Source organism: Paraburkholderia sp. BL9I2N2 (assembly GCF_004339745.1).
Lineage (GTDB): Bacteria > Pseudomonadota > Gammaproteobacteria > Burkholderiales > Burkholderiaceae > Paraburkholderia.
In genome coordinates, this window is the sequence record NZ_SMGP01000002.1 from 742,602 (window position 1) to 760,096 (window position 17,495).

The 17,495-nt window shown below is 61.9% G+C and carries 13 protein-coding genes and 1 pseudogene; 4 read left to right on the forward strand and 10 right to left on the reverse strand.

The features are described 5' to 3' along the window. The first annotated feature begins 199 nt into the window (after nt 1–199). Nucleotides 200–2,581 (forward strand): DNA polymerase II, encoded by a 2,382-nt coding sequence (locus tag B0G74_RS25275; protein WP_132377580.1) that lies wholly within the window; start codon nt 200–202, stop codon nt 2,579–2,581. Between the two features lie 45 nt (nt 2,582–2,626). Further along, nucleotides 2,627–3,607 carry an LLM class oxidoreductase gene (locus B0G74_RS25280; RefSeq protein WP_132377581.1) on the forward strand — a complete coding sequence of 327 codons (981 nt, stop codon included), beginning with the start codon at nt 2,627–2,629 and terminating at the stop codon, nt 3,605–3,607. A gap of 28 nt (nt 3,608–3,635) precedes the next feature. On the opposite strand, the pseudogene B0G74_RS25285 reads toward B0G74_RS25280, so the two are convergent. The 4 genes and pseudogenes from B0G74_RS25285 to B0G74_RS25300 all read right to left on the reverse strand — a co-directional run bounded on the left by B0G74_RS25285 (nt 3,636) and on the right by B0G74_RS25300 (nt 8,739). Then, nucleotides 3,636–4,905 (reverse strand): annotated as a pseudogene (locus B0G74_RS25285) (MFS transporter). Nucleotide 4,906: 1 nt separating this feature from the next. Continuing rightward, nucleotides 4,907–5,461, reverse strand: coding sequence for a GAF domain-containing protein (locus B0G74_RS25290; RefSeq protein ID WP_132377582.1), 555 nt, complete (start codon nt 5,459–5,461; stop codon nt 4,907–4,909). 32 nt (nt 5,462–5,493) lie between these two features. Next, complete coding sequence (locus B0G74_RS25295) at nt 5,494–6,906, reverse strand: MFS transporter (RefSeq protein ID WP_132377583.1); 1,413 nt, start codon at nt 6,904–6,906, stop codon at nt 5,494–5,496. A 48-nt stretch (nt 6,907–6,954) separates the two neighbouring features. Then, a complete protein-coding gene (locus tag B0G74_RS25300) occupies nt 6,955–8,739 on the reverse strand; it encodes a gamma-glutamyltransferase family protein (RefSeq protein ID WP_132377584.1) in 1,785 nt (594 codons plus the stop codon). Nucleotides 8,740–8,963: 224 nt separating this feature from the next. Between B0G74_RS25300 and B0G74_RS25305 the strand changes: the two genes are divergently transcribed. Further along, nucleotides 8,964–9,641: an FCD domain-containing protein gene (locus B0G74_RS25305; protein WP_132377585.1), complete on the forward strand. Its 678-nt coding sequence runs from the start codon at nt 8,964–8,966 to the stop codon at nt 9,639–9,641. Here B0G74_RS25305 and B0G74_RS25310 read toward each other — a convergent pair. The 5 genes from B0G74_RS25310 to B0G74_RS25335 form a co-directional block, all read right to left on the reverse strand. Continuing rightward, nucleotides 9,582–10,154, reverse strand: a complete 573-nt coding sequence (locus B0G74_RS25310; protein WP_132377586.1) for a nuclear transport factor 2 family protein — start codon at nt 10,152–10,154, stop codon at nt 9,582–9,584. The two genes, B0G74_RS25305 and B0G74_RS25310, sit on opposite strands and share 60 nt — an antisense overlap. 339 nt (nt 10,155–10,493) lie before the next feature. Next, a complete protein-coding gene (locus tag B0G74_RS25315; protein WP_132377587.1) occupies nt 10,494–11,291 on the reverse strand; it encodes a substrate-binding domain-containing protein in 798 nt (265 codons plus the stop codon). 164 nt (nt 11,292–11,455) lie between these two features. Then, nucleotides 11,456–13,054, reverse strand: coding sequence for an FAD-dependent monooxygenase (locus B0G74_RS25320; RefSeq protein WP_132377588.1), 1,599 nt, complete (start codon nt 13,052–13,054; stop codon nt 11,456–11,458). 556 nt (nt 13,055–13,610) lie between these two features. Next, on the reverse strand, nt 13,611–13,868 hold the full coding sequence (locus B0G74_RS25330; protein WP_132377589.1) for a hypothetical protein: 258 nt from the start codon (nt 13,866–13,868) through the stop codon (nt 13,611–13,613). Between the two features lie 152 nt (nt 13,869–14,020). Further along, nucleotides 14,021–14,470, reverse strand: a complete 450-nt coding sequence (locus B0G74_RS25335; protein ID WP_132377590.1) for an Rrf2 family transcriptional regulator — start codon at nt 14,468–14,470, stop codon at nt 14,021–14,023. Nucleotides 14,471–14,835: 365 nt separating this feature from the next. On the opposite strand from B0G74_RS25335, the gene B0G74_RS25340 reads away from it, so the two are divergent. After that, nucleotides 14,836–15,903 carry an alkene reductase gene (locus tag B0G74_RS25340; RefSeq protein WP_132377591.1) on the forward strand — a complete coding sequence of 356 codons (1,068 nt, stop codon included), beginning with the start codon at nt 14,836–14,838 and terminating at the stop codon, nt 15,901–15,903. 80 nt (nt 15,904–15,983) lie between these two features. Here the strand turns inward: B0G74_RS25340 and B0G74_RS25345 are convergent, their stop codons facing one another. Further along, nucleotides 15,984–17,450: an MFS transporter gene (locus B0G74_RS25345; RefSeq protein ID WP_132377592.1), complete on the reverse strand. Its 1,467-nt coding sequence runs from the start codon at nt 17,448–17,450 to the stop codon at nt 15,984–15,986. Nucleotides 17,451–17,495: the final 45 nt, after the last annotated feature.

The window sequence follows — 17,495 nt, forward strand, 5'->3', positions numbered from 1 at the left end:
GGCGCATGGCGTGCGCCGAAAGGAATCGCTGCACCACGATCATACAGACTGCGCGGCACGGCTGCATCCAGCGTGCAGGAAGGCCGCACGCGGGCACCGCATCGAGCCTGCACGGCAACGCTCGGGGATGGCGTCACGGCCCGCGGCGCATGGCGGTAAAATCGCGCAAGGCGATCACGCCGGTTTTAGAGGTGGCAGTTTGACTGAGCTTGAACAGGGTTTCATTTTGACCCGACATTGGCGGGACACGCCCGCCGGCACGGAAGTCGATTTCTGGCTGGCCACGGACAGCGGGCCCCGGCACGTCCGCCTGCGCCCACAGCCTTCGGTGGCGTTCATTCCCGCCGAACATCGCGAGCGCGCCGAGACGATCCTGCGCCGCGAAGCGCCGCTCGATCTACGAACGCTCAATCTGTGCGACTTTCAGCATCGACCGGTCATGGGACTCTACTGCCCGCAGTACCGGCAATTGACGGGCTTCGAGAAACGCCTGAAACAAGGCGGCGTCGACGTCTACGAAGCCGATGTCTTTCCGCCCGAGCGCTACATGATGGAGCGCTTCATTACGGCGCCGGTGTGGTTCAGCGGCGACAGCGACACACAGAGCACCGGCCACTGCGGCCCGCTCCTGAACAGCGAACTCAAGCCGGTCACTGGCTATCGTCCGCCCTTGAAGCTGGTGTCGCTCGATATCGAAACCAGCGCTCACGCCGAGTTGTATTCCATCGCGCTGGAAGGTTGCGGACAGCGCCAGGTGTATATGCTCGGACCGCCCAACGGCGACGCGAGTTCGCTCGACTTCGACCTCGAATACTGTGAAACCCGCGCACAGTTGCTGGAAAAACTGAACGTGTGGCTGGAGCGGCATGACCCCGATGCGATCATCGGCTGGAATCTTGTGCAGTTCGATCTGCGTGTGCTGCAGCAGCATGCCGAACAATATCGCGTGCCGCTGCGGCTCGGCCGTGGCGGTGCGGTGATGGAATGGCGCGAGCACGGACTCAAGCAGAACCACTTCTTCGCCGGCGCCGCCGGACGGCTGATCATCGACGGCATCGAAGCGCTGCGCTCCGCAACGTGGAGTTTTCCTTCGTTCAGTCTCGAACATGTCTCGCGCACGGTGCTGGGCGAAGGCAAGGCGATCGACAATCCGTATCAGCGCATGGACGAAATCCAGCGCCGCTTCGACGAGGACAAGCCCGCGCTCGCGCGCTACAACCTCAAGGACTGCGAGCTGGTCACGCGCATCTTCGCCAAAACGGAGTTGCTGCCGTTCCTGCTGGAACGTGCGAGCGTCACCGGTTTGCCAGCGGATCGCAGCGGCGGATCGGTGGCGGCGTTCACGCATCTGTACATGCCGCGCATGCATCGGCAAGGCTATGTCGCGCCCAACCTCGGCGATGTGGCCGGTGCCGCGAGTCCCGGTGGCTTCGTCATGGACTCGCGCCCCGGTCTCTACGATTCCGTGCTCGTGCTGGACTACAAGAGCCTGTATCCGTCCATCATTCGTACCTTTCTCATCGATCCGGTCGGCCTCGTCGAAGGCATGTTGAATCCCGCCGACGATCAGTCGGTGCCCGGCTTTCTCGGCGCGCGCTTCTCACGCACGCGCCATTGTTTGCCGTCGATCGTCGGGCAAGTCTGGCAAGGCCGCGAAACGGCCAAACGCGAGAACAACAAGCCGCTTTCGCAGGCATTGAAGATCATCATGAACGCCTTTTACGGCGTATTGGGATCGACCGGTTGCCGCTTTTTCGATCCGCGCCTCGCGTCGTCGATCACCATGCGCGGCCACGAAATCATGCATGCCACGCGCGAACTGATTCAGGGCGAAGGCTACGAGGTCATTTACGGCGACACGGATTCGACCTTCGTGTGGCTGAAGCATGCGCACAGCGAGGAGGATGCGAGCCGTATCGGCCGCGCGCTGGTCGAGCATATCAACGCGTGGTGGCGGCAGAATCTGCGGGAGCGGTTCGGGCTCGAAAGCGCGCTCGAACTGCAATTCGAGCGCCACTATCGGCGCTTCTTCATGCCGACGATTCGCGGCGCCGAGGAAGGTAGCAAGAAACGCTACGCGGGTCTCACCGTTTTGCCGGACGGCAGCGAGGACATCGTCTACAAAGGACTCGAAACGGTACGCACGGACTGGACGCCGCTTGCGCAGCAGTTTCAGCAGGAACTGTACCGGCGCATCTTCACGCAGCAACCGTATCAGGACTACGTGCGCGACTATGTGCGCGACACGCTCGAAGGCAAGCTCGACGATCAGCTCGTGTATCGCAAGCGCCTGCGCCGGCCGCTCGAAGAATACGAGCGCAACGTGCCGCCGCATGTGCGCGCGGCGCGTGTGGCGGACGAATTCAATCGGCGGCAAGGGCGCCCGCTGCAATACCAGAACGGCGGCTGGATCAGCTATGTAATGACGGTTGCCGGACCCGAGCCGCTGGAAACGCTGCGCTCGGCAATCGATTACGAGCACTATCTGACGCGGCAATTGCAGCCCGTCGCCGACGCTATTCTGCCACTGCTGCGCGACGACTTCACGACCTTGATGTCAGGCCAGAAGCAGTTGTTTTGAGGCAGTGCTAGCATCGAGCGTATCGACGCAAAGCACAGGTCACGCATGAACGAGTCGAATTTGAACGCGGCAGACGAGCTGAAAGATCAGGCGCAAACCACCGCAAATCGCGTGTTTTCACACGGTGCGCTCAGTCTCGGACTCACCCTGCCGATGCTGCGCGCCGGCACGATCGTGGCCGATTTCGACGAGCAACTGGCGCTCGCACGGCTTGCCGACGAACGCGGCTTTCGCGCACTCTGGATACGCGACGTCCCATTGAACAGCGCGGACTACCCGGACCCCGTCGGCCACCTCGACCCGTGGGTGTTGCTCGGCGCGCTCGCCGCGAACACGCGGCGTATCGCGCTCGTGAGCGGGGCCATCGTGCTCACGCTGCGTCATCCGCTGCATATCGCCAAAGCGGCGCTGTCCGTCGATACGCTCAGCCATGGACGCTTCATTCTGGGTCTGGGTTCAGGCGACCGCCCACCGGAATATGCCGCATTCGGGCGCGATTCCGACGAGCGGCGCGAACTGTATCGCAGTCACTGGGAGACGGTTGCCGCCGCGCTCGGCGAACCGTCGCGCGTGATTCCCGATCGCACGCCTGAGAGCGCGCCGACCTTTCAGCTGCTGCCCGAGAATTCGCACGCAGTGCCGCTGCTTGCCGTCGGTTCGGGCGGTCAGAGCGTCGACTGGATCGCGCGCCATTCGCTCGGGTGGATGACCTATCATCGCGAACCCGACGCGCAGCGCGCCCGTTACAGCATGTGGCGCGCCGCCGTCGAACGCGTGGCGCCCGAGGCCTTTCGCGCGTTCGGTGTCGCGATGCGGCTCGAACTCAGCAGCGATCCGCATGAGCCGGCTCAGGCCGTGTCGCTCGGCTACCGAACCGGCCGGCATGCGTTGATCGACATACTCAAAGCGCTACGCGCGGACGGGACACATCACGTGACGTTCAATCTGTCGTCGGAGCGTCCCGTCGCCGAGGTCATCAATGAACTCGCCGATGAGGTGTTGCCGCGGTTTCATCAAGAGAAATAGAAAGCGCGTTGCGCACACCTGCTTCGACTCACGGCGTGGACGGGCGGTCCGTGTCGTACAAGCGGTCCGGGATGAACACCGCGGTCACGCCGCTCAGGAAGAACACCGCGCCGACCACAAGGAAGCCCAGACCGATGGAGAACTGTGTGGCCAGGAAGCCGATCACGATAGGCGCCGCGCCCGAGCAGAAACGGCCCAGGTTGTAGGAGCCGCCCACAGCAGTGCCGCGGATCGAAGTGGCGAAACTCTCGGACATGAAAGTGCCGATCGTGCCCAGCGGTACGCCGTATAGAAAACCGAAGAAAAGCATGAGAACGGCAATGTTCTCTCGCGTATGCCAGAAGACGATCACCGGCAGAAAAAAGCGCGGCGCCCACGCAGCCGAAAATATACACACCACGCCGGCTCCAGCGGTCGCCCAGCCAGCCGGCGAAAATCTTGCCGACGAAGGCGACGACGTAAGTGCCGATCATGTACCCGGTCAGCGCGCTGAACTTGATATGCAGCTCTTTTTCGAGGTACGTCGGTAGCCAGTTATTCAGGCCATAGAACCCGGAAAGAATGAATACCGAGGTCAGGGTCCACAGGATAAACAGGGTTCGTGTCTGTCGATTGCTGAAAATCACGTGGTAACGGCTGCCGCGCCATCGACGTTGGCTCGTGCGCTCGACGGCGTGGCTCGCCTGCCAGCTAGCCGGCTCGGGGACCGCGAACTTGATCGCCAGGGCAAACACCACGGGCAACGCCGACACGTAGTAGAGCGTGCGCCAGCCGTAGTGCGGCAATATCCAGCTGCTCAGCGCAATCACGACGATGTAGCCGGCCGAAATGCCGGTCTGCAATGCGCCGAGAATCAGCGAGCGCCGTTCCGTGGGCACGTATTCGGCAACCAGCGTCGTGACCAGCACCATAGAGCCGATGCCCAACGAACTGATGAAGCGGACGATCGCGAATTCCAGAAAGCTGTGCGTGAGCCCGAGCAGCCCCGCACCGAGCGAAAAGAGGGCGAGCGCCCAGACCACCACCCTCACCCGCCCTATGCGGTCACTCGCCCAGCCGCCGAGAATCCCGCCGACGGCCATGCCTAACAACGTCAGGCTGCCCAGTGCTCCCGCCTGGACATTGCTCAGCCCGAAGTCGTCCTTGATTCGCGTCAGCGTGAGGCCGTACATCATGACGTCGGCGCCATCGGCCATGAGCGCAAGATAGCCGAGGATGAAAACGAGCAGCCAGCGGCCTTGCGATACGGAGGCCTGGCTCACCGGTGACGCGGTTGCAACACGATGGGTAGTGGTCATGTCAGAGAGGAGTCAAGCTGCTGGCGGATATCGTATTGCGCGAAATGAGAGCGGGCGCCAGGAAGGAACCGATCAGTAATCCCAACTCTTCATGCCTCGTCGTGTACCACCTTTCCTGATGCGTCAGGTTCATCGTGCCGATGCACACGCCGTCGTACGCGATCGGGATGTTCAGGATCGATCCGAGGCCCATCTCGGTCATCACGGTGTGATCGTCGAACGCTTCGCGAATGCCTTGCGGCGTCTCCGCACGAAATGGCTTGAGATCGTGCAGTATCTGTCTGGCCCACGCGGTGCCCTGTTTTTTCTTGCGTCCACCAACCGGGTAGACGTCGGGCATGTTCGTGTAGACGCGTTCCACCTCCTGATTTCGCGCATCGTAGGACATGATCGTGAACAGGCTGAAGCCGATTGCGCTTGCCGCCACCTCGTGAACTGCGCGGAAAATCGCCATCGGCTGACCCTTGAGCCGCATGGCCTTCGCGAGATGCTCAAGGTTCGAAATGTCCAGCGCTTGCGAAACTGGCGGCGCAGTTTCGATCCGGTTGCCTTGCATAGTCTGTACGGGAAGTTGGCAAATCACGGCGTTCAGCCGTGTAGTTCAGTGGAATTGAGCGGGCCTCGAACATCCTGCGTGCGCCCGAGTTCCTCGGCCTCGATGTCTTCGAGCGAGCGGTTGCGAGTCTCGATACCCAGGAAGAAAACCACACACGCCCCGATGAGCAGAACCGTCGTGGTCATGGCGAACACGCCCAGGAATCCGAGCACGGGATAGACGAGGCCGACCAGAATGGGTGCGCTCACCGAGCCGATGCGGCCGAACGATGAGGACGATCCGGTGCCGGTGGTGCGCACCGCGGTCGGGAATACTTCGGGGGTGTACGCATACACGCCTGCGAATGCACCGTTCATGAAGAACGACAGGCATATGCCCGCGACCATGATCCCGATTCCGGTGTGAGAGAACGCAAGCGCGATCGCCGCGATACCTCCCAACAACATGTACGATGCGACCACGGCCTTCCGGCCGATCCGTTCATTGAGCCATGCGGCCGAAAAATATCCCGGAATCTGCGCCCCATAGATCGCGATGGAATAGCCGAAGCTCTTCGTCATGGTGAGCCCCTCCTTGAGGAGCAAGCTCGGAATCCAGGAGAAGAACGAGTAGTACGCGAATGCAACCGAGAACCACATCAGCCAGCTTACCGCCGTGGTGCGCGCGAGTCGCGGCGACCACAACGTCAGCACGTTCTGCAACGCGCTACCGCTCGCACGCGCCGATGCGGGAATCATGCCGGCGGCGGCGGCAGGCGGAAGATGAATGCCTTTACCGGCAAACCATGCCTCGATCGTGCTCACGATGCTGTTCGCTTCATCCGTTCGCCCCTGGCTCTCGAGCCATCGCGGCGACTCAGGCAGCGTCCTGCGCCACCAGAGCAGCATCACGACGGGCAACGAAGTCACCACGGCCAGGTAGCGCCAGCCATCGACAAAATTTCGCACCACGACGAAGCCGAGGATGGATGAACTCAGATAACCGAACGACATGAAGCCGACCAGCGCGCCGCAAAACATGCCCCTGTAACGACGCGGCACGAATTCCGCAAGGAATGGCGCGATCACCACCGTCTCCGCGCCGGACCCAAATCCCGCGACGATACGCAACGCGAAGAACGTGTGCCAGTCCGTAGCAGCGGCACTCGCGAGCGACGCGACACAGTAAATTGCTAGCGCCGTCATCATGATGCGGCGACGGCCGATCAGATCGGCGAATACGCCTGACAGAAAGGCCCCGAAGAAGTAACCGATATAGGTGCTGCTCGCGACGAGCCCGGTCTCGGCGCTCGTCAGGTGCCATAGCTTGCTCACGACCGGCAGCAGGAACGCGAGCGACGATGAATCGAGTCCATCGAACAGATACCCCAAGCCACCGATGAGCAGGAGTTTCCGATGAAAGCCCGACAACGGAAGTCTTTCAAGACGAGCGGCTATGGCAGACACGGTAACTTTCTCCCAGGAGGAATGGACACGAGGTCCGCAATGCCGACGTTATCGCCCGACCGCATAGGCCTGCATCTGGCGAGGCGTCGCTGCGCCACGCATCAGACCGTTTCTGATCCCGACCGCGCAGACCCGCCCCAGCGCCCACGGTTCGGCCACGGTCAGGTCGTGCCCCCGCGCGCGCAACTCGGCGAGGGTGTTTTCCGGAAAACGGGACTCGGCGGACATCTTGCCGAGATGCATCGCGCGCGGGTAGAACGAGCCGGGAAAGTGTGCAGTCTGGAACGAGGGCGAATCCGCGGCGGCCTGAAAGTTCATGCCGGCGTGCACGTGTTTGAGGAATAGCTGGAGCGACCATTGATCCTGCTGGTCGCCACCAGGCGTGCCGAACGCCGCGTACGGCTTGCCTGCGCGGGTAACCAGCGTCGGCGACAGCGTCGTGCGCGGACGGCGCCCCGGCCCGAGCGACGAAGGCAGCCCCTCTTCCATCCAGAACATCTGTGCGCGCGTGGTGACGTTGAAGCCGAGACCGGGCACCGCCGGCGACGCCTGCAGCCAGCCACCCGAAGGCGTGGCCGACACCATGTTGCCCCAACGGTCGACGACATCGAGATGAACCGTATCGCCTCGCAGTTCAGGCAACGGGGCGAAGGTCGGTTCGCCCTGGCCGAAGCCGCCGGACTGTTCCTTGCCGGCCAATGCCATGATGCGCGCGGCACGCTGCTCGCTGTCGCCCAGCGTGCCTGGACGGAATTCGAGTGACGCCCGGTGCGGGTCGATCAGCCGACGACGCTCGTTGTTGTAGGCGTCGCTCAGCAGCACATCCATCGGCACGTGCGCGAACGCAGGGTCGCCGTAGAACACGTCGCGATCGGCGAACGCGAGCTTCGAGCATTCGATGATGGTATGGACGAAATCCGGGCCCATCGGGTCCATGGCCGCGAGATCGAAGCCCTTGAGCAGCGCGAGCTGCTGCAGGAACATCGGCCCCTGGCCCCACGGACCGGTCTTGTGGACGCGCAGATCCCCGTAGTCGTATGAAACGGGGTCTTCATAGGACGGTTCCCAGCGAGCGAGATCGCCGGCGTCGAGCAGGCCGCGGTTGCGCTGACCTGACGTATCGAGAACGGCGGTCGAACCAAAGTACTGGTCGATGGCGTCAGCCACGAAGCCGCGATAAAAGACCTCGCGGGCGCGTTCGCACTGTTCGCCGCGGTCACGCCGGGTGTTCGCTTCGCGCAGAATGCGCTTGTACGTGTTGGCAATGGCCGGATTGGCGAACAGCTGGTTTGGCATTGGTGCGTCGCCGTCGCGCAGCCATTGCTCGGCCGAAGTCGGCCACTCGGTCCGGAAGAAATCCTTGATGGCGAGAATCGACGAAGTCATGCGCGGCAGCACCGGATAACCGTTTTCCGCATATCCGATCGCGTAGCTCAACACGTCCTCGAGCGGCAACTGGCCGTAATCGCGCAGCATGGCCATCCAGGCGCCGAATGCACCGGGCACCACGGCAGGCAGCAATCCCGTACCCGGAACCACTTCCAGACCTAACTTCCGCATGCGCTCGATGGTCATGGCCGCGGGTGTCACGCCCTGCCCGCAAAGCACGCGCACGCGATCTTCGCGCGCGCTGTAGAACACCACCGGGAGTTCGCCGCCCGGACCGTTCAGATGCGGCTCGACGATCTGCAAGACAAAACCGGCGGCGGCCGCTGCATCGAATGCGTTACCGCCTTTCTCCAGCACGGCCATGGCCGACGCGCTGGCGAGCCAGTGCGTGGAGGCCACCATGCCGAATGTGCCGATCAGTTCCGGGCGGGTTGTGAACGACATGCGCTGCTCCTTTGCGATCGCGGGCGACTGGCAGCTGAACCAATCACCATAGGTACGAATTAGATAAACGTTGAAGATACGGCCAAAGCCAATCAGTTTTACCTGATGCTAACCCGAAACCTCGTTGTAACAAACCGGGTCAAAATAATTTCTGGAAACTGCGGGTCAAGGCGCGCCAAATCTGCTACCGTTGATACCAATGATCATTGGTTCGCCTGAAGACAATGGAAAACACGGCACTGGAAGGGTTACTCGGCTATATCGCCAGCCATCAACTCAAGGACGGCGACGCGCTGCCGCCGGAAAGAAAGCTGGCCGAAGACCTTGGCGTCAGTCGAAGGGAACTGCGCGCGGTGCTGGCTTCGCTGGAGGCGTCAGGCCGGGTCTGGCGCGGTGTCGGGCGCGGTACCTATCTGGGCGCGCGGCCGCTGAAGTTCGGTCCCACGCTGCGTGGACTGCGCGCGGGGACCAGTCCGGCGGATATCGCCGAAATGCGGCTGCTGTTCGAGCCCGCACTTGCGGAACTCGCCGCTACGAAGGCCAGTTGGGATGATCTGCTGGAACTGGAAAAGTGCGCACGTAAAAACGCCGCCGCGAAAAACGACGAAGAGTGGCAACAATGGGATCATCGCTTTCATTTGCTGATCGGCCAGGCCACCCGTAATCCCGCACTCATCGCGCTGATGGAAGTCATCAACGGCATGCGCGTGAAACCGGACGTGCGTGAGAAGACCGTGGCCCAGGAGACCCGGCAGTATTTCGCCCAACAACATCAGGCAATCGTCAATGCGATGAAAGCCCGTGATGGAGAGACAGCGGCCCGCTGCATGCGCGAGCATTTGCTAAGTGTTCAGGGGCGTGCATCCGCCAGAGTGGGCGGGCTCTCGGATCAACAGGTTTGACGTAGCGGTCGCCTGCGCGAAGCTCGGCGAAAACGGGCGCACGCCCGCGCCGCCGCTTTGCAACATGGCGGCAATCTCGTGCTTCATGCAAAGAAACGCGCCGGTGAGGTCGACGTCGACGACGCCCGGCCGATTCCGCCGCCTGCGCCTGTGACGATAATTGCGCGGCCGTCCAGTTCTTTGTCCATAACTTCCTCCATGTCTCACATCGGGGTGTAATTGCACTACGGTGAACAGCCGCGCGGCATCGAGCTTCTGACCCAAGCCATCGACGTACAGCACACGGCCTTCGCAGCTGGCGACGCCATCAACCGACCAGAAACGGTCGGCTGTGCGCGCAATCGACTTCAGCGACCGAAGCACTGACGTCACCACGCTCACGATCGGCTCCCGCCCGTGAACCGCTTTGCCGTTGCCAAATACGAAGCGAGCGTCGTCGGCGAGGAAGGTTCCAAAAGCCGCCATGTCCTGCTGGTCGATCGCAGAGAGCATGTCGCGAATTTTCTGTTCCATAGTTGTCCTGTCTCCGTCCATTCAATTGAAAGCGGCTGGCAATCCTGCTTGCTTGCCCCGGCCGAAGTGAAAACATCAGAACCGCATATCTGATGTCATTCTCCGATCCCGGTATTTACGTAGTGCTACTACTAACATAAATCGGACTATGTCCATCAACGCCGCACCGACTGCGACTACACCTGATTCAGCAGCGCTTCGCCCTCTTTCAGTCTGCGGCAATTCTCGACCAGCAGCGCAATGCTGCGCGAGAGAGTCTGCGGGGTGAGCCATGCCACGTGAGGCGTAGCGATTTCACCGGCCACTCAGATGGAACAGCGCATAGGACACGCGTTTCGCTCAATTTGCAGGCGTCGCCGAAAGCGGTTCGAGCCCTGTCCTCGAAATCGCGGATGCCGCGTCCGGCGACGACAGAAAATGGATCAGCGCCGCTGCGCCGGCTGGATTTTTCGCACTGGTGGCGATGCCCCCGGAGAACACCGTGTACCACTGCACCTCTGCGGGCAAACTGCCGACTACCGTCACCCCCTTCACCGTTAACAGTTCGACGATCTGTTGAATTCCGAGCTCGGCTTCTCCATTCGCGACTGCATCGGCGACTTGCCCGGCCGGAATCATGCGGCTCTTGCTCTGCATCCGCCCCGCGATGCCGAGACGCCAGAACAGCTCGCTGCCGACAAAGACGCCACTCGGGCTGTCCGGATAGACGATCGACCTCGCTGCGAGCAGCGCTCGCCGTAATGCGTCGACCGAACTGATATCCGGCTTTGGCGCCCCCTGGCGAACCACCATGCCGATTGCCGAGCGTGCCAGGTCCACCTTACTGTCCGGCAAGACCTTGCCGGCATTGATCTGTTCGTCGAGCGCATACCCAACCACGATCAGCACGTCGGCCCACTCGCCACGCGCAAGCCGCACAGGGATCGCATTCGCGGCCGTACCTACCGCGGGCCCCCAGACGGTGATTAGCTTACGGCCGGTCGACTCTTCGAATTGCGGGCCCAGGTCGCGATAGGCTGACGCAAACCCGCCCGAAATCATCACCTTGACTTCGTCTGCCCATGCGGCCCCGCTGCCTAATAACGCGCCCGCTACGCAGAACGCAAGTGCGCGAATCCTCAGCTTGCGGATAGTCACGGCCCCGCCCCATGTCGATCGAATGGCTTAGTCTGGATATGCATCGAGTGCAAGAGCGGAGCAGGTTCCGAAGATATAACGGCCATTCAGCCGGTCTGCGGTGAAGGAGAACCCCGCAGGCCCATCGTCCATTCGTCTGGTTCCACCCGCGCCCCCCTCAAAAATCAATCGACCCGCATCGAACGCCGTAACCATCCTGTCACTGTCTCTTTCGAGCACGCGCAGCTACGCCAGCCGATATGCGCGTCAGGCCGCACGCCCCACACTGTGCCGCCTGAGGCACGAAGCGCGATAGTGAATTCATTTGCCGCATCCGTGAGCACCGTGAACTGCTCATTGGCAGGCACGTCACATCCCGGTGCCGCGATCAACACCGCAGACGCCAACTCACGAGGCAGGGCATCGAGCGCAGAGCACCCCTCGACGAACGCATCATATTGTGCGCCGGGTGCATCGATATAGCCGAGCAGGACATGCCGCCCCCGGCCGACATATTCATGCAGGCGCTGCGCATGGCCGACGAACCTTTGCTGGAAGCCGCCCACTTCGGGAACACGATCGCCGGGCGCGGGTAACGTCGCGTCCATCTCGGGACACTCGTCGGCGACGATGCGACTGCCTCGATACGTGATGAGCAACTGGGTTTCGCGCATGGCCGGTGTCGCCGCCTCGCGAGCGAACACCGCATTCAGCGCCGCGCTCGTCGATCGAACGACGTCGACCCCGACGGGATGCCGTTCTTCTGAATAGCTCTCGAGCAATTCAGGCTGTGCGAGGTCCCTCGCCGCGAGCGATAGCTTCCACGCCAGATTGTGTGCATCCTGCAACCCCGTATTCATACCCTGACCGCCCACCGGAGGATGGATATGCGCCGCGTCGCCGGCAATGAACACGCGGCCCCGGGCATAGGCAGGCACGATGCGATGGCTGACCCGGTAGACCGACGACCAGCGCATCGACGACAGCCGCGTGTTATCCGGTAACGCCGGCAGGAGCAGCTCGCACATCTTATCGAAATCGGGCGACGGAGTATCGACAAGCGCCGCCTTGTCTTCAGGCACGATGATCGAGAGCCGGTAGCGTTGCTCCGAGCCGCGAACCGGAACCGCCGCGAGCGAAGCTTTCGGGCGTTTCCCCGCGCTCCAGTCGAACCGATACATGGGTCCCCGGGGCAGGTCCCATTCCACGTCGAGATCGGCGAGCGCGAATGTTTGCGGGTATTGACCGCCTTCGAACGCAAGACCAAGCGTCGAGCGAACCTTGCTGTGCGCGCCATCGCAGCCCACGAGCCAACGGCAACGCAGGGTGTGCGTTTGCCCGCTGGAATCGGTGAGTTGCGCGTGGACCGCACCCTCGCGCTCTTCGAAAGCGACCAGCTCGACGCCATACTCCACACGTCCGCCCTGCGCAGCGAGTGCGGCCTCGAGCAGGCGTTCCGTTTCGAACTGCGCGAGCGACAGCGAGCCGTACGGCAGGCCTTGCCCCTGAATGCTCATACTGCGTGCGGGGACAGGCGTACCGTCCTGCCACGTTTGAACGCCGGTGAGCCATACGCCGGCTTCGATCGCGCGTCGGGCGATGCCGATGTCTTCGAAAATCTCGATGGTGCGTGGGGTAACTCCGAGCGCCTTGCAATAGAAAATCCGGGCGGGCATACGGTCGACGAGGCGCACATCGACGCCGTCGCGTCGCAACTCTGTCGCGAGCAATAGACCGACCGGGCCGGCGCCGACGATCAGTATGTCTGGAGCATCGTTCGACATGTCAACGAATCCTCAAGATGAGCCGCGGGACGGCTGCCAGTCACGCCGGACTATCGATTCCTTATACAAATTGCCGAGATACGCAGGGTGACAGAGGCGGCGCTCTCGTGTTCGCGCAAGCGTCGAACGACGGCAGCTCGTGCAAACAGCTTACGCATATCGGGAGTGTCGCTCTGCAGCTTCTGTCGAAATGTAGTCCCGAATTCAACTGTTTGCGCGCATTTTCGACATTTTCATGTAGCTCCCGTGGCAGTGTCGAATGTCCATTGCTGGCCGCACTCGGTAGCCCATCCTGCAGCGCGGACAATCCGCCCGAACTTCTAAAATCGTTGTCGCAGCATCGCTTGTGACGGGCCGCCGGTACATTCGGCGTCGCTTTTTCATGCGACCGGTCGGCGCGATGATCATCGGCGCTTACGCGGACCGCGTGAGACGCCGCGCAGCGATGACGAGGACCTGCTGGATGATGGCTCTGGGAACCGCCGCGCTCGGCCTGTGCCCGTCGTTTGCCAGCATTGGTGTGATTGCGCCGCTCGTCGTCAGCGCCGCTCGATCGTCAGCGCCGCTCGATCGTCAGGGCTTTGCCGTCGGCGGCGACATCGTGAACTGGCGATCCCACGTCCACAGCCTGGTATGTGGCGCCGGCGTGTGCGGTGAGCTTCTCTGCGCTGATGCTTTTCAAGGAACGGCGCTTCGAAGCGGCCAATTGCGGTGCGTCCGCAGCCGACGCGTTTTGCCGGTCGCAGGGAATGGGGAACGCCGTGAGCTTTGCTGTCAAAGCGGATGTACCGCTGACCATCGTGACATCGAGCAAACGCAACTGTCGGCATCTGGGATGCAAGGCGTTCGAGCGGGTCGATTGCGGGACGCGCAAATAGCCGTTGCATCCATTCAAGCCATCGAGTGACATCTCAAGGCATGACTGGCGGATGGAACGTCGAAGCCGACACACATAATCCCCCAGATTCAGCCACGTTTTTTCGATGGTTGCGATGCGAGAGTATCTGCGAGTACCGCTTCGATCGTCGTGGCGGCAAGCGTCTTTCGAACGCCATTATCGATCGAATCATAGACGTGGCTCAGCGTCGACCCGATGCCTCGCCCGACGGGGCAAGCCTGACTCGGTTTCGAAGGGTGCAGCGCGAAGCGTGCACCCTCTTCAAGCGCATCAAAGACGTCGAGCAAACTGATTGCGTCCGCACTCCTCGTCAGACGCCATCCCGCATTGACACCGCGATAACTCTCGACAAGCCCGCCTTTCGCAAGCAACCCAAGCGTCCGACGAATCACCACCGGATTGGTGTTGACGCTCGCAGCGATGCGATCGGATGTGACCGGGTCAGAACTGCGCCGCGCGACGAGCGCCATCCACGCCAGGATGTGGGTCGCCACGGTCAAGCGGCTGTTGGCGCTCATGGAAAGTCTCTGTTAGTCGGTTTAGTTGTAACTATATTCGTTACAGCATGGGTAGTCAATCCTGCCATGTCTGATAATCCCGGCGACATAGCGCGTTCCCCGCCTTAAAAGACGGACGATTTCGGGCTACACGCATCGTCCCATTGGCGTGACGAAACCACCCTGCCCCCGTCATTCGAGTCCCGGCGACGACGCCTCGTCACGAGAAGAGACTTGTGTTGATGGTCTGGATAGTTTATGTTGTAACAACTATTGTTACATCGAATGCGCTGTAACGATAAACGTATGGCTTGCGACGCTCCATAACCAATGGAAACGGAGCATCCGTTCTTGCTACTTTCAACACCGAAATGAGAAGCCCGCAGATGTCCACACTCTTCGATCCCATCCAGATTGGCGCGCTGAAGTTGTCGAACCGCATTGTCATGGCACCGCTCACACGCATGCGCGCGTTCGCCGAGCGCAGTCCAGGTGTCCTCCACGCGCACCACTACGCATTGCGTGCGAGCGCAGGACTCGTCATTACCGAAGCCACTTCCGTCACGCCTCAGGGCGTTGGCTATCCCAACACTCCGGGCATCTGGTCCGAAAAGCAGATTGCCGGCTGGAAAGAGGTGACGTCAGCGGTACACGATGCGGGTGGTCTGATCGTCTCGCAGTTGTGGCACGTCGGGCGAGTTTCCGACCCGCTCTACCACGACGGCCAACTTCCCGTCGCCCCCAGCGCCGTTGCGCCGGAAGGCCATGTCACCCGCGTGCGGCCTCAGCGTCCGTACACCGTACCGCGCGCACTGGAGACCGAAGAAATTCCCGGTATCGTCGAGGATTTCCGGATTGGCGCCGCAAACGCACAACGCGCTGGTTTTGATGGTGTCGAACTGCACGCGGCAAATGGTTACCTGTTCGATCAGTTCCTGCACGACGGATCGAACCTGCGGACCGACCGTTATGGCGGCTCGATCGAGAACCGTGCGCGCTTCCTGCTGGAGGCAGTCGATGCGTTGCTCACGGTTTGGCCCGCGGACCGCATCGGCGTGCATCTGAACCTGATGTCGAGTTCATACTCGATGCACGACTCGGATCCGCGCGCGCTGTTCACTTATGTCGCCGAGCAACTCAACGCACGCAACATCGCTTTCATTTTCGCGCGCGAGGCGCTGGATCGCGGCGACGATCGCATCGGCCGTGACGTGCGGCGCATCTTCAAAGGGGCCTACATCCTCAATGAAGGGCTGACGCGGGAGAGCGCGGAACGGGCCATCGAACGCGGCGACGCGGACGCGGCAGCGTTTGGTCGTCCTTTCATCGCCAACCCTGATCTGGTGGAGCGCTTTCGACGCGGTGCGCCGCTCAACGCGGTCAATCCGGAAACCATCTACACGGACGACGAAACCGGCTACAACGACTATCCGCTGCTAGATGAAGCTGTGTGAAAGAGGCGTGCGATGGGCTTCCGGTATAAAGGATCGACCCGGGTACATGGCAGCTCGCCCAGTGAGAGGCGTCTGCCTTGCTATTGAGATATCTTTTCCAGTTCAATACCCTTCGTGCGCGGTCCCATCAATCCAATCGCCAGCATCACGATCAGCATCGCCCCGGCGATAAACACGAACACGCCGCTAGTGCCGAAGTGCTTCAACACCGCTGCAATCAGAAAGGCTGTGAAAATCGCGGAAAACCGGCTCCACGAGTAAACGAAACCCACCGCGCGCGCTCGAATGCTGGTCGGAAAAAGCTCAGTCTGATACGCATGGAAGCTATACGAAATGATGTTGCCCGCGAGCGTCAGACACACGCCGAGACTGACCAGCAACACCGCGCCCGCCGCCTGACTGAACCACAGGCCGCAGACGATATTCACGCCTGCCATCACCACGATCACCGTCTTGCGCTCGAAGCGGTCGCCGATAAAAAGCCCGATCACCGGACCGATTGGCGCGGCCAGCGCGATCACGCTCGAATACATGAGGCTGGTGGTGATCGTAATGCCCTGCTTGATGAGCAGCGTGGGCACCCAGTTCGCGAAGCCATAGAAGCCCACGGTCTGGAAGATATTGAAGATCGTCATCATCAGCGTGCGGCTGCGGTACGGCGGCACCCACATATCGCGGAAGCTGCCGCGCGGTGCGACCGGCGCCGGCGGCGCGGGCGGCGGCAACTCGCGGCCATACTCGCGGCGCACTTTCGCTTCGAGTTCGGTCATCACGCGATCGGCTTCGGCAAGACGCCCTTGCTGCGCGAGCCAGCGCGGGCTCTCCGGCAACGCGCGACGGATCCACCATACGAAGAGCGCACCATGTGCGCCGATCAGCACGACCCAGCGCCAACCGTCGAGGCCGAGCAGCGTGCGCGGCACCAGCAGATACGACAGAAACGCCACCACGGGCACCGCGGTAAAGCCGACCGCCTGCTCGCATGCAAACGCGCGGCCACGAATCTGCTTGGGCACCAGTTCGGAGATATATGTGCCAATCGTCACCAGTTCGACGCCGATGCCGATCCCCGCCACGAAGCGCCAGAAGTTCAGACCCGTGGCCGACTCCTGAAACGCCATCACGACGTTGGCCGCCGTGTACCACAGCAGCGAATACGTGAACACGGCGCGGCGTCCGAAGCGATCCGCCAGAAACCCACACGCGATCGTGCCGATAAAGAGGCCGCTGAACAGCGCCGCGATAAAACTCGCGACGCCGGTCGAGCCGAACAGGCCGTGCGTGGTCGCCGTCAGCAGACCGCTTTTGACGAGGCCCGGCGCGACGTAGCCGGAGTACAGCAGATCGTAGAGTTCGAAGAAGAAGCCGAGGCTCAGTAGCACCACCAGCTTCCAGACGGAGCGCGTGGCGGGCAGCCGGTCGAGGCGCGCGGAAATGCTGCCGGCGTCGAGCGGCGCGGCCGCAGCGGTGCGACTGGCCGCGCTATCGGAATGCGCCGCGCCGCCGTTCTTCTTCGCGACGGAGCCGGCGTGATCTGGGGATGCCATCTTGTCTGTCTCCTTTGTCGACCAGAGTTGGCGCTTTAGCGCTTA